The organism is Flavobacterium sp. UBA4854, assembly GCF_002399805.1.
Classification (GTDB): domain Bacteria; phylum Bacteroidota; class Bacteroidia; order Flavobacteriales; family Flavobacteriaceae; genus Flavobacterium; species Flavobacterium ginsengisoli.
This window is the reverse complement of sequence record NZ_DHEI01000092.1, coordinates 30926-44297: the sequence shown is the minus strand read 5'-3', so window position 1 is coordinate 44297 and position 13372 is coordinate 30926. Positions and strand designations below refer to the sequence as shown.

The 13372-nt window shown below is 33.9% G+C and carries 15 protein-coding genes; 8 read left to right on the top strand and 7 right to left on the bottom strand.

Features of this window, described 5'->3' with window-relative positions; translation table 11 throughout:
- On the top strand, positions 1–480 hold a 480-nt coding region (locus B3J44_RS13855; protein WP_286968971.1), incomplete at its 5' end, for a Crp/Fnr family transcriptional regulator.
- Between the two features lie 264 nt (positions 481–744).
- Positions 745–1530, top strand: a complete 786-nt coding sequence (locus B3J44_RS13850) for a sulfite exporter TauE/SafE family protein (RefSeq protein WP_286968968.1) — start codon at positions 745–747, stop codon at positions 1528–1530.
- Between the two features lie 87 nt (positions 1531–1617).
- Here the strand turns inward: B3J44_RS13850 and B3J44_RS13845 are convergent, their stop codons facing one another.
- The 7 genes from B3J44_RS13845 to B3J44_RS13815 form a co-directional block, all read right to left on the bottom strand.
- Positions 1618–2004: a helix-turn-helix transcriptional regulator gene (locus B3J44_RS13845; RefSeq protein ID WP_198856620.1), complete on the bottom strand. Its 387-nt coding sequence runs from the start codon at positions 2002–2004 to the stop codon at positions 1618–1620.
- 227 nt (positions 2005–2231) lie between these two features.
- Positions 2232–2636 carry a hypothetical protein gene (locus B3J44_RS13840; RefSeq protein ID WP_286968966.1) on the bottom strand — a complete coding sequence of 135 codons (405 nt, stop codon included), beginning with the start codon at positions 2634–2636 and terminating at the stop codon, positions 2232–2234.
- A gap of 303 nt (positions 2637–2939) precedes the next feature.
- On the bottom strand, positions 2940–3389 hold the full coding sequence (locus B3J44_RS13835) for a hypothetical protein (protein WP_286968965.1): 450 nt from the start codon (positions 3387–3389) through the stop codon (positions 2940–2942).
- 157 nt (positions 3390–3546) lie between these two features.
- Entirely contained in the window at positions 3547–3960 is a 414-nt protein-coding gene (locus B3J44_RS13830) for a helix-turn-helix domain-containing protein (RefSeq protein ID WP_286968963.1), read from the bottom strand.
- A 252-nt stretch (positions 3961–4212) separates the two neighbouring features.
- A complete protein-coding gene (gene cydB, locus B3J44_RS13825) occupies positions 4213–5289 on the bottom strand; it encodes a cytochrome d ubiquinol oxidase subunit II (protein ID WP_286968962.1) in 1077 nt (358 codons plus the stop codon).
- 2 nt (positions 5290–5291) lie between these two features.
- The gene (locus tag B3J44_RS13820; protein WP_286968972.1) at positions 5292–6638 is read right to left on the bottom strand and encodes a cytochrome ubiquinol oxidase subunit I; all 1347 of its coding nucleotides are present in this window, start codon (positions 6636–6638) and stop codon (positions 5292–5294) included.
- Positions 6639–7018: 380 nt separating this feature from the next.
- A complete protein-coding gene (locus B3J44_RS13815; protein ID WP_286968960.1) occupies positions 7019–7609 on the bottom strand; it encodes an HD domain-containing protein in 591 nt (196 codons plus the stop codon).
- 204 nt (positions 7610–7813) lie between these two features.
- Between B3J44_RS13815 and B3J44_RS13810 the strand changes: the two genes are divergently transcribed.
- The 6 genes from B3J44_RS13810 to B3J44_RS13785 all read left to right on the top strand — a co-directional run.
- A complete protein-coding gene (locus B3J44_RS13810) occupies positions 7814–9232 on the top strand; it encodes an MBL fold metallo-hydrolase (RefSeq protein WP_286968958.1) in 1419 nt (472 codons plus the stop codon).
- A 173-nt stretch (positions 9233–9405) separates the two neighbouring features.
- A complete protein-coding gene (locus B3J44_RS13805) occupies positions 9406–9975 on the top strand; it encodes a YeeE/YedE family protein (protein ID WP_286968956.1) in 570 nt (189 codons plus the stop codon).
- Positions 9976–9985: 10 nt separating this feature from the next.
- Positions 9986–10462, top strand: a complete 477-nt coding sequence (locus B3J44_RS13800) for a DUF6691 family protein (protein ID WP_286968955.1) — start codon at positions 9986–9988, stop codon at positions 10460–10462.
- 23 nt (positions 10463–10485) lie between these two features.
- Positions 10486–11004 carry a GNAT family N-acetyltransferase gene (locus B3J44_RS13795; RefSeq protein ID WP_286968953.1) on the top strand — a complete coding sequence of 173 codons (519 nt, stop codon included), beginning with the start codon at positions 10486–10488 and terminating at the stop codon, positions 11002–11004.
- Between the two features lie 179 nt (positions 11005–11183).
- The gene (locus B3J44_RS13790; protein WP_286968951.1) at positions 11184–12761 is read left to right on the top strand and encodes a glycerol-3-phosphate dehydrogenase/oxidase; all 1578 of its coding nucleotides are present in this window, start codon (positions 11184–11186) and stop codon (positions 12759–12761) included.
- A gap of 288 nt (positions 12762–13049) precedes the next feature.
- A partial coding sequence (locus B3J44_RS13785; RefSeq protein WP_286968950.1) for a MarR family winged helix-turn-helix transcriptional regulator occupies positions 13050–13372 on the top strand: 323 nt, incomplete at its 3' end.

Sequence of the window (13372 nt, the reverse complement as noted above, 5' to 3'; positions counted from 1 at the left end):
AAAGGAAAAATTAAAATCTATCGCGAAGGAGAAGATGGTGGAGAGTTTTTAATGTATTATCTACAACCTGGACAAGCTTGTGCCATTTCGATGATTTGTACTGCTAAAAGCGAAAAAAGCCAAATTATGGCAAAAGTCGTCGAAGATGTTACTGTGATGATGATTCCGTTACAATTGATGGATAAATGGATGATGGAACATAGAAGCTGGTACGAATTTGTAATTGAAACTTATCGAAGCCGTTTTGAAGAAGTTCTCGAAGTCGTTGATAATATCGCTTTCCGTTCTATGGACGAAAGATTAGAATTCTACTTAAAAAGACATTCTGATGCTTGCGGTTGTTCTGAAGTAAATCTTTCGCATCAAGAAATTGCAACCGAATTGAATACTTCACGTGAAGTAGTTTCCAGATTACTCAAAAAAATGGAACAGCGCGGTTTGGTCAAACTCAACAGAAACCAGATTGAGTTATTGAAATAGTTTTTTAGCCACAGATTAAAAGGATTATTAGGATTTCTTTTTATTAAGAATAGAAAAATCCATCTAATCCTTTTAATCTGTGGCAAAAACATTTCCTATTGTCAGGCCGAGCGAAGTCGAAGCCTCACAAAGCATTTCGACTTCGCTCAGCCTGACAAAATAATTCGTGAAAATTTGTGCAATTCGTGGCAAAAAAAATCTTCTGTGATAAATGTTACTGTAGGTTTCTAATTTCCGAGGCAACTTTGCATTAAAATAAATGCAATGGAATATTTAGGATTTTTTGCCTCAATCATAATCGGAATCACACTTGGCTTAATTGGCGGAGGAGGTTCTATCCTGACGATTCCAATTTTAGTTTATTTATTTAAAGTAAATCCAGACCAAGCCACTTCTTATTCTTTATTCATTGTTGGCTTAACGTCTTTATTTGGAAGTTATAGCCATTATAAAATGGGAAATTTGAAACTGAAATCGGCTTTGTATTTTGCTATTCCTTCAATTGTTTCAATTTTAATCATACGCGAAGTTATATTTCCACAAATTGCGGCAACACTATTTTCTGTTGCTTCTTATACCGTTTCAAAAGATTTTCTAATTATGATTATCTTTTCGATTCTAATGATTACGGCAGCAATTTCGATGATTAAAAGAAATCAGCCCGAAATAAAATTAGCCGAACCCAATTATTCGCAATTGAGTTTGATTGGATTTTTGGTCGGAATCGTAACGGGTTTTCTAGGCGCTGGTGGCGGATTTTTAATTATTCCTGCATTGCTTTTTTTCGCCAATTTACCAATGAAGCAAGCGGTTGGAACCTCATTGTTAATCATTACAATCAATTCCTCAATAGGTTTTGCAGGCGATTTATACATCGGAACAGCTATAAATTACACTTTCTTACTAAGCGTTTCTGCAATGGCCTTAATCGGAATGTTTGTTGGAAGTCAACTTTCTAAAAAAATTGATGGCGCAAAATTAAAACCACTCTTTGGCTGGTTTGTACTTGTAATGGGATTTTATATCATTGCTAAAGAAGTTTTTTTCTAATAGTAATCTTCAAAACTTTATTTAGTTTCACTTGTAGAGTAATCTTTGTCAAAGCATTAAACTTTGACAAAGATGAAACTAAAATGTTCAAAGTTCTCCAAATTTATCTTTATAGCGTTCAAGCTCAATTTCAGTTCTATTAAGCAATTTTTCTAATAATTGGATTTTATCTTCATAAAGCTCTTTTAATACCGAAGTATTATCTGCATTAATTAGAATACTTCCGTTATTATTGCCCGTTATTTTTCCGTAATTACTAAAATATTTATCGTATTCAAAACTAATTATATCCTCTACACTAACATCTAAGATTCTTCCAATCTCAACCAATTTTTCATAACTCAAAGATGTTTTTCCTTTCTCAATTTTACTGTAACCCGCCTGAGTTACACCTAATCTCTCTGCCATGTATTCCTGAGTGTAATTTTTTAACTCTCTAATATTTCTAATTTTATTTTTTATTGTTGTGGCCATATCTTTTTCTGATTTGGGTCATGTATAGCTAAAAACAGCCACCCGTTAAATCGCAACGGCATAACCATACATGTTTTGGGTATTCATAAAAACTATTTCATAATAAATTACGAACTAGCGTTTCGTTAATTTTTTCTTTTTGGTAATGAGGTAACCATATATCAAAGCCACCATTATGAAAAAAGCATCATAATGGAAAATATCAAATACAAACATCTCTGATTTTTTTAAGCGGTTCTCTTTACACTGCGTTCAAACTGAAGATCTAAATAAGCATCGATTTGCTTACCAACCAATTTGCGGTCTTTTAATGCAATTTTAGTTCGTATTTCATTCTTGTAAATATCTTTCACAAAAACAAAATATACGAACTCCGTCTTATTGCTAAATCTCGCAGCAATAATAAGTGCATAACACAAAATTGCAGGGATAATGTAATACAGATCCATTAAATTGGAAAATAACATACAATAATACGTTGCGGCGGTAACAGCTATAAAAGCACCGTTTTCAAGAAAATATTTTTTCTTTTTTTTAAGCAGTCCAAGTTCTTTAATTTCATCAAACTGATACTGCCAATTTTTAGATTTGTAACGAAATCTAACCTTGTCGGAAAAAATTGTTAAAGGCATAATAATTTAGTAGGTAAAAATAGATTTAAGCTTCTAGTAAAAATCAATTTCTAAAAATCTTTAGGGGGAAAAACTCTTAGATACGCAATATTAAGCATTAACCACTTTTTTTTCTTACAATTAACATTATAGAATATAACTATCAGTTGTAATTAAATCTTTCGTAAAAATTATCATACACTTTTAACTGCCAAAATATATTTATTTTCGGAAGGTAATAATTTGGGCGTTTCCTTCGGCCGGGCTATCCGCTTGTATCTTTTCCTTGCTAAAGAAGCAAGAAAAAGGATACCGCTCCTATCCCTAACGCAATATCGGGTCAAATGATCTTTTCGGTTTTAAAGATTTTAATTGCAGAATGGTATTTACAGCATTGATAAGTCCTATTGAAGCTTTACCTGTTTCCATTTGAAAGTCATATTTTTTTCCATAAATATCAATAATTTTAAAAATTGATAATTGCGGTTTATCTATTTTTTCTTTAAAATTCCCATAAAAGAGATCACTAATTTCTTCATAACGAATTGATAAAATTACGGCATCACTTTTCTTTTCAATTATTTGACGAGTTGTAATAAGCGTTTTTGCATTCAAACTATTAACTTGAAAAATAGGAAGTTCATTTTCTTCAAGATTAAATTCAACTGATTTGTCCCCAACATGAACAAAAGAATAAAGCCATTCTTCAGGATTCATTACTTTTCTATAAATAGATGCGCAAACAATATTCTTAATTGATTTATCTGTTTTCATTTTTGAATTGCCTCAAGCTTTAGCTGGAGATAAACAAATGTATACAAAAAAGGCTTTAGCCAAAAACCACAAAGTTTGGCGAAAGCCCAATTTAAATTCAAACAAAAAACCTCCAGCTAAAGCTGGAGGCAATTGATTTATATCTTTATGTTTTCTACTATTTTTTCAGCAGTTTTTCTAAATATGCAACTTTTTCCTTTTCAGCTTGAACTAATTCTTTTTCAGCCTCAACCAAACGCTCGTAAAGTTCAACCATTTTATCTAAAGGGTTAAAAGTAAAAATTGGTCCAGATGCACCTTGACCATTGCTTGCGCTATTATCATAAAAATTATTAAAGAAATTGAAAACAGATTCTTCCGAAAAATTTTCAATAGCTTCTACGGTCACACCAAGTGCTTTTGCTATTTTTAAAAGCCTTTCCTTATCTAATGTTTCGCTCGATTCAATATTTGAAACCCATTGCTGACTTACACCAATCGCAATTGCCAAAGCTTCTTGCTTCATTCCTTTAAGCTCTCTAATTCGGCTTATGTTTCTTCCTATATGTTTTGGTTTTGCTGTTGTGCTCATAATTCAAAGATATTTAAAATTCTCGAAAAATTATCTGATTGGTAAAAATACATATTTTTCTCACTATACAATTAAATTGCCTCCAGCTTTAGTTGGAGGTAAACAAATTTATATAAAAAAGCTTTAGCCAAAATTTGGCTAAAGTCCAATTCAAATTCAAACAAAAAACCTCCAGTTAAAACTGGAGGCATTTGATTATATTTTCAAAATATTAATTCGTGAAAATTCGTGCAATTAGTGGCAAACAAAAAATCAATGTTCTCCATACCCAACATCATCCATTTTCCCACTGAAAACTCGATATTGAATAATAAAATAAATAATCACCAGAAACAAAGCAATAAAAAACCAGCTCAAACCAGCATTTAATCCGTATTCGTGAGCAGCAGTATTATAAATGGTTAATGACGGATTCACTTTATTGGTTGAAGGCAGAACATTCGGAAATATTGAAACAGCGGTAGAAGCAAATCCTCCAACTAAAAATAAAGTTGAAAAAATAAATCCGTGACCGTCTTTTTTAAATGAACGCACTTTGAATAATCCCCCAATTCCAACAAAAGTCATTAAAGGAAAAAACCAAAGAATTGGATTTTCAACAAAATTATGAAATGGTTTAGGTTCGATAAAATGCCAAATTCCCAAAGAAATAAAGACTAAAATCAACAGAACAAAGTTCAGTCTAAAGATTACATTTTTCAATTTCGGATTCAGCGCCGAATTCGTTTTATAAATAATCCAATTTGCCCCGTGAATCGTCAATGCCACAACACTCACAATTCCTAAGAAAAGCGTAAACCAGTCAATAATTCCCAATTCATCTGCTTGCGGACTAAAAGTAGGATTCCATAAAGGCAGAAAGAAAAAATGCGCTTCTTGCGTAGAAACTCCATTTTGAACCATTCCGAGATTTACACCGCGAACGATGTTTCCTAAAGCAATTCCAAAGAAAAGAGCCAAAAGCAAACTCGCGATTCCGAAAGCTTTATCCCAAATACTTTCCCACATATGATTGTGAATTTGTCCGCGCATTTCCAGTCCGATTGCACGGAAAATCAAAAGCCATAAAATCATAATCAAAGGCAGATAAAATCCGCTGAAAGATGATGCATATAAAGTCGGAAAAGCAAAAAACAAAACTCCTCCCGCTGCAATCAGCCATACTTCATTGGCATCCCAAAACGGACCAATGGCATTGGTAATTGCCTTTTTATCTTTTTCTGTATCAGCAAAAAATAAATGAATAATTCCTGCACCAAAATCGTAACCGTCCAAAACCAGATAAACGGCCAGAATTCCCATTAAAACTACGTACCAAAAAAATTCCATACTTATATTTTTTCTGTTGAAAGTTCCACATGGCGCGGACCTTTATTGATAATTTTTCCAACTAATAGCAAAAACAGCATTCCCAACAAAAGGTATAAACCAATAAAACCAAGCAATGTAAACAAGGTATTTCCAGATGAAACTGTTGGTGAAGCTCCAGCGGCAGTTCGCAGCAAATTGTAAACCAGCCAAGGCTGTCTTCCTAATTCGGCCGTGTACCAGCCTGTTGTATTGGCAATGTACGGAAACGGCATCATGAACATTAGAGACCATAAAATCCATTTGGTTTCAAACAATTTTCCTCTAATTAATTGGAAAAGCGAAAGCACCATTAGTCCAATAAAAACCGTTCCGAGTCCAACCATAATATGATAGGCATAATACAATCCAGAAATATTCGTTGGGTGCAAGTCTTCTTCAAACTGATCTAAACCTTTTATTTCCTGATCCCAGTTTCCATAAGTCAGGAAACTTAGAATATTTGGAACAGCGATTTTATTATCCAGTTTTTTATCTTTTACATCAGGCTGACCGATTAAGACAATTTCTGAACCTTTTTTCTCGGTATGAAAAATTCCTTCCATAGCGGCAAAAGTTACAGGCTGGTATTTCACTACATTTTTAGCCAATAAATCTCCTGTTGGAACAGCAACAATTACACTCGAAATCAATCCGAAAATAACGCCCGTTTTCAAGAACAATTTCCCGAAAGAAACATTTTTATTACTTAAAATATAGAAAGCTCCAATTCCAGCGACAACAAAAGAACTCGTTACTAAAGAAGCTGCTTGATTGTGTAAATACGAAGGCCAAAGCCAAGGATTTAAAAATAAAGCTTGAAAATTATTCAGAACAAATTTTCCGTTTTCTAAGATTTCATAACCAACTGGATTCTGCATCCAAGAATGTGTGGCAATAATTAAGTAACCACTCGCCCACGAACCAATCATGATTAATAATCCAGTTACAAAATGCCATTTATGTCCGAGAAGTTTTTCTCCAAACAGAAATAATCCGAGAAAAGAAGATTCTAAGAAGAACGAGAACATTCCTTCCATCGCCAATGTCTGGCCGATGATTCCGCCTGTAAGTTCGGAGAATTTTGCCCAATTGGTTCCAAACTGAAACTCCATCGGAATTCCGGTTACAACGCCCATTGCAAAATTGAGGGCGAAGATTTTCATCCAGAAATGTGTGGCGTGATTGTATTGTTCGTCTTTAGTTTTGAGATATTTCCACTTGAAGTACACAATGATCAACGAAAGACCCATTGTAAGTTGAGGAAAAAGATAATGAAAAGTGATCGTGAAGGCAAATTGCATTCGATCATAAAAGAGCATTTCTTCCATAATGGTAATTTGTTTATGAAGTTCCACAAATTTAACCATTAGAACCCGAATTAACGCCCTTTAAAAAAAGTTTATCGTCTGATATTTGTTAAACTTTTCAACAATTTAAAGGTATTGTTTACACTTAAAGTTTATCACGAAATTTGTCATTTCGACTGAAAGGAGAAATCACACTAGAAACTCAACAAAGATTGGAAATATACGTTGCGGAATCCCGCGTGTGATTTCTCCCTCCGGTCGAAATGACAATATTGCGTATAGATTTACATGATCAAACATAACCCGTGGTTTCAACCACGGGAAACGTATCGTGATTATGCATGAGTTCCTGCGGTTGAAACCGCAGGCTATGTTTGATTTTGATTGCGTTTTATTATTGGTTATTTTTCTAAAATCCCTTTCTCGACACTTTCATTAATCAAACCTTCGGCATAATTCCATAAAGATGCCGAACCATTTTTAATGACGCTTTTCTTTTCGTAAACTTTATCGTATTTCACGCCGAACTCTTTCCAAGTTCCGCCGTTGTTTGATGTATTTTGCAACAAAGGCTCTAATCTATCCATTGATCTTGCAAATTTGGCTTCGTTGGTTTCTCCTGCTTCAAATTCTTCCCAAATCGAAATAAACTCTTCTGCTTGTTTTTTTGGAAGCAAACCAAAAATTCTATTTGCTGCTAAACGTTCTTCATCTGTATTGTCATGACTTTTTACGGTATCATAAATAAAAACGTCGCCTGCGTCAATTTCGACAATATCATGAATCAAAACCATTTTTACGACTTTCAAAACATCAATGGGTTCATTGGAATGTTCTGCCAGAACAATTGCCATTAAAGCCAAATGCCAGCTGTGTTCTGCATCATTTTCGCATCGGTCGCTGTTGAACAATTTTGTCTTGCGCTGAATGTATTTTACTTTATCAATTTCTTTTATAAAAGCAATTTGATCTATTAAGTCCTGTGTGTTCATTTTCTTTTTTGTTTTGAAATGATATTCGTCATATGCAAAATTAAAGCTTAAAGCGTAATTGCTCAACTTAAAATTAAGTTATCTCAATCGAATATGGCAAACTGCACTTTTTTTTACATAAAAACCTAATTTCTGTAACATTAGTCACCTATTTTTTTAAAAAACAAAGTTACCTTTGTAACCCATCATTTTACAATACCTATCATGAAAATAGAACAAATTTACACCGGATGCCTCGCTCAAGGTGCATATTATATCACTTCAAATGGCGAAGCGGCCATTATTGATCCGCTTAGAGAAATTCAGCCTTATCTGGATCGTTTAGAGCGTGATGGCGTTAAGCTGAAATATATTTTTGAAACGCATTTTCACGCCGATTTCGTTTCGGGTCACGTTGATTTAAGTAAAGAAACAGGAGCGCCAATCGTTTACGGACCAAATGCTGCCTGCGAATTTGACTGCATTTCTGCAAAAGACGGACAGGAATTTAAAATCGGAAAAATAACTATTAAAGTTTTGCACACTCCAGGACATACTATGGAAAGCAGCACTTTCTTACTTATTGATGAAAACGGAAAAGATCACGCTATTTTCTCTGGCGATACTTTGTTTATTGGAGATGTCGGACGTCCTGATTTAGCTCAGAAAGCAGCCGGAATGACACAAGATCAATTGGCTGGAATTTTATATCATTCATTAAGAGATAAAATCATGACTTTGGCTGATGACGTAATCGTTTACCCAGCGCATGGTGCGGGAAGTGCTTGCGGAAAAAACATGAGCAAAGAAACTGTTTCTACTATTGGAAATCAAAAGGCGACCAATTATGCTTTGCGCGCTAATATGACCGAAGAAGAATTTATAAAAGAAGTAACTGACGGTTTATTGCCTCCTCCTGCCTATTTCAGCATGAATGTTGCGATGAACAAAGGTGGTTACGAAAGTTTTGAAACTGTTTTAAACAACGGAATGAAAGCGATAAACGTAAAAGATTTTGAAGCCGTAGCTGAAGAAACTGGTGCTTTGATTCTAGATACAAGAAGCGCAGCTGATTTCAGTAAAGGATTTATTCCGCAGTCTATTAATATCGGAATCAACGGTGATTTTGCGCCGTGGGTTGGAACTTTAATTGCCGATGTAAAACAGCCAATTATATTGGTTACTGCTGCTGGAATGGAAGAAGAAACGGTAACTCGTTTAAGCCGTGTAGGTTTTGATACGATTATTGGACATTTGGAAGGCGGTTTTGAAGCTTGGCAAAATGCAGGTTTCGAAATTGACATTGTAAACCGAATTACTGCAGACCAATTTGCTAATGAATTTAAACTTGGCGAAGACAAAGTCATAGATATTCGTAAAGAAACAGAATACGAAGCAGAACATATTGACGATGCTTACAGCAAACCTCTCGCTTATATTAATGATTGGGTAAAAGACATTAATCCAAATGAGCATTTTTATCTTCATTGTGCGGGAGGCTACAGAAGTATGATTGCTGCCTCTATTCTTCAAGCAAGAGGTTTCAGAAACTTCTCTGAGGTTGAAGGTGGTTTCGGAGCAATTTCTAAAACCAATGTTCCAAAATCAGATTTTGTTTGTCAAAGCAAGGTTTTGAAAGCATAAACATTAAACATAAATTTCTACCATATAAGTGATATAAGTTCATTTTAGTTTGGGGTATTTTTAAACCCACTTCTTATATTTACTCAACTGTTCTAAGTTATATAAGAAACTCCAACTTATAATTTCTTATATAACTTATATGGTATAGAAAACACTTAATTTTTAAATTATATATGAGTTTACTAGATATTTTGAGAGAGCCTTGGCCTTGGTACGTTGCAGGCCCGCTGATTGGATTAACTGTTCCAATTTTATTAATTATTGGGAATAAATCTTTCGGGATTAGTTCTTCGCTTCGTCATATTTGTGCGGCTTGTATTCCCACGAATATTTCATTTTTTAAATACGACTGGAAAAAAGAAAGCTGGAATTTATTCTTTGTTCTTGGAATATTTTTAGGCGGTTTTATTAGTGCTCATTTTTTATCGAATCCAAATCCGGTAGAGATTGCTCCTGAATTATCAGAGAAATTAGCAACTTACGGAATAACAGATCATAGTGGTTTGGTTCCGGCACAATTATTTTCTTGGGAAAGTTTATTAACACTTCGCGGATTTATTATGATTGTTGTTGGCGGATTTTTAGTTGGCTTCGGAACTCGTTACGCTGGCGGATGTACAAGCGGACACGCGATTATGGGATTATCAAACTTACAATGGCCATCATTGGTAGCTACTATCTGTTTTATGATTGGTGGTTTTGTAATGGCACTTTTGATTTTACCTTATATTCTTTCACTTTAAAATTTCAAAAATGAGTTTAGAAAATAAAAATATAGACGGCGAAGGAATCAACGCAAGCCAGAAAAAAGAAAACGCATTTGCAAACCTTAAATATTTAATTGTTGGAATCTTTTTCGGAATTGTATTCGTAAAAGCCGAAATCATCAGCTGGTTCCGTATTCAAGAAATGTTCAATTTGGAGTCATTTCATATGTATGGCGTAATTGGATGCGCTGTTGTTGTTGGATTAATATCAGTACAATTGATTAAAAAATTCAACATCAAAACTCTTGATGGAGAAAAAATCGAAATCCAACCAAAGACTTTCAATAAAGGACAAATTTACGGCGGATTATTATTCGGTTTCGGATGGGCCATTACTGGAGCTTGTCCAGGTCCGCTTTTTGCTCAAATCGGTACAGGCGCTACTGTAATTGTAGTTACTTTACTAAGTGCAATTGCGGGAACTTGGGTTTATGGTTTGATTAAAGATAAATTGCCTCATTAATTTTTTATAAAGTAAATCCAAAAATGAATTCTACAGAACAGTTAGTATTACGAAAAGCAGTTCTTTCTGAAGTGCCTGCAATTTGGGAAATACTGCAAGATGCAATTGAACAAAGACGATTAGAAGGAAGCACACAGTGGCAAGATGGGTATCCGAACGAACTTTCTATTAAAATCGATATCGAAAATGGTTATGGATATGTTTTTACAGAAGACGAATCGATTCTGGCTTATGCGGCTATTATTTTTGATAAAGAACCTGCTTACGAAAATATCGAAGGAAAATGGCTTACTGATGGCAATTATACTGTTGTGCATCGCGTAGCCGTTTCGAAATTGGCAAAAGGAAAAGGGATTGCAACAAAGCTATTTGAAAAGATTGAAAGTTTATCTGTTGAAAATAACATTTACAGTATAAAAGTTGACACAAACTTCGATAATACTCCGATGTTGAAAATTTTAGACAGATTAAAATATACGTATTGCGGCGAAGTGTATTTTAGAGGCTCTGCAAGAAAAGCATTTGAAAAACGATTGATATAAATAAACAATATATAAAATTGATAACCCGACTGGTTCTATGAATCTGTCGGGTTTGTTTTTGTTTCAAGTTTCACGTTTAACGTTGCCTACCGAAAACCTGAAACCTGAAACTTTTTTCTTCATCAATTTTTAATTTCATTTCGTTAAGTTTGCTTTAAACAAAAAGTCCAGTAAAAAATATGAATCGTTCCGAGCAATTAACCAAACTACAAAATACAGAAAATTGGGACGTAATAATTATTGGCGGAGGTGCAAGCGGACTAGGAACTGCAATTGATGCGGCAAGTCGTGGCTATAAAACAATCTTATTTGAAGCGGTAGATTTTGCAAAAGGAACTTCAAGCCGAAGCACTAAACTGGTTCATGGTGGAGTACGCTATTTGGCGCAAGGAGATGTGCATTTAGTTAGAGAAGCATTGAAAGAGCGAGGATTATTGGCACAAAATGCAAGTCATTTGGTAAAAAATCAATCTTTTGTTATTCCAAACTATCATTGGTTAAGCGGTTACTTTTACACTATCGGACTTAAAATTTATGATCTTTTATCTGGCGGTTTAAGTTTAGGAAGTTCAAAATATCTTTCGAAAAAGAAAACTATTGAAATGCTTCCTAACGTAGAAGAAAATGGTTTAGTAAATGGCGTAATTTATCACGATGGCCAATTTGATGATTCTCGTCTTGCTGTCAATCTTGCTCAAACTGCGGTAGAAAATGGAGCTTGTGTTTTAAATTATACTAAAGTTTTTAATTTAATAAAGGATAATAACAATCAAGTAATTGGAGTTCAGGTTCAGGATCAAGAAAGCGGAATTAAATACGAATTAAAAGGTTCTGCTATTATAAATGCCACAGGAGTTTTTACAAATGCTATCATGAAACTCAATGATAATGTTTATAAAAAATACATTGTTCCGAGTCAGGGAATTCATTTAGTTTTTGACAAATCATTTCTGCCTGGCGATCACGCATTAATGATTCCGAAAACAAAAGATGGAAGAGTTTTGTTTGCAGTTCCGTGGCATAATCGTGTTGTGGTTGGCACGACTGATACTTTAATAAAGAAACAAAGCTTAGAGCCAATTGCTTTGGAAAGCGAAATTCAATTTGTACTGGAAACATCTCAGCGATTCTTAGCTAAAAAACCCGAAAGAAAAGATGTATTAGCTGTTTTTGCAGGATTACGCCCTTTGGCAGCTCCAAAAGAAGAAGGTAAAAGCACTAAAGAAGTTTCTAGAAGCCATAAAATTATAGTTTCTGAAACTGGTCTTATTACCATCACTGGAGGAAAATGGACAACATACAGAAAAATTGCTGAAGATATAATTGACAAAGCCATCAAAACAGGCAAATTACCAAAGAGAACCTGTACAACAGAGCATCTTTCTATTCACGGAAGTCAACCTACTACATCATTTGATAGAGAAAATCACCTCTATATATATGGTACAGATATTCCGAAAATAATCGAGTTGCAAGAAAGCGAAACGGTATTAAAAGAAAAACTACATCCTAATCACGAATTTACAATGGCAGAAGTTGTTTGGGCAATTCGTTACGAAATGGCAAGAACTGTTGATGATATACTGGCAAGAAGAGTTCGTTTATTATTCTTAGATGCTAGAGCTGCAATTGAAGTTTCGGAGAAAACAGCCAGAGTAATTGCTAAAGAATTGGAACATGATGAAGCTTGGATAAACAATGAAATTGCTAATTTCAAGCAAATTGCAAAAGGTTTTCTGCTCTCAGAATTCCAATAAATTATAAATCCAGCTGATTTTTAAGATTTTACACTTTTAAAATATCTTACAAAAAGTCATTTGACTAATATTTAAAATCAAAACTTTCTTTTAGTTTTAAAAAATAATTAATATACAACATATCAATATGTTATATTAAAAATTTACTTTAATTTTAATATCGAAAACTATTCTTTTAGTTCTTTCAAAAAGCCTATTTATTCGTGTTAACAAAAAATTAACAAAACATTTGTATATACAACTATTAAAAGTTATACATTTGTATATACAAATTATACACTTACGACTATGACAATTGAAGAGGTTATTAAGAGTACGGTTAAGATGGATAATGCGAAAAAAGTTATTCTGAATATCATGTACACGCAAAATGTGATTCAGGATCATTTCAACGAGTTGATCAAACCGTATGATTTATCTGGAGAACAGTATAATGTGTTACGTATATTAAGAGGGCAAAAAGGAAAACCTGCTAATATGTGCGTGATACAAGAGAGAATGCTTGCTAAAACGAGCAACACAACACGTTTGGTAGATAAACTATTATTAAAGGATTTTGTAACGCGAAATGTCTGTCCTGATAATCGAAGAAAAATTGAAGTTTCGATTAC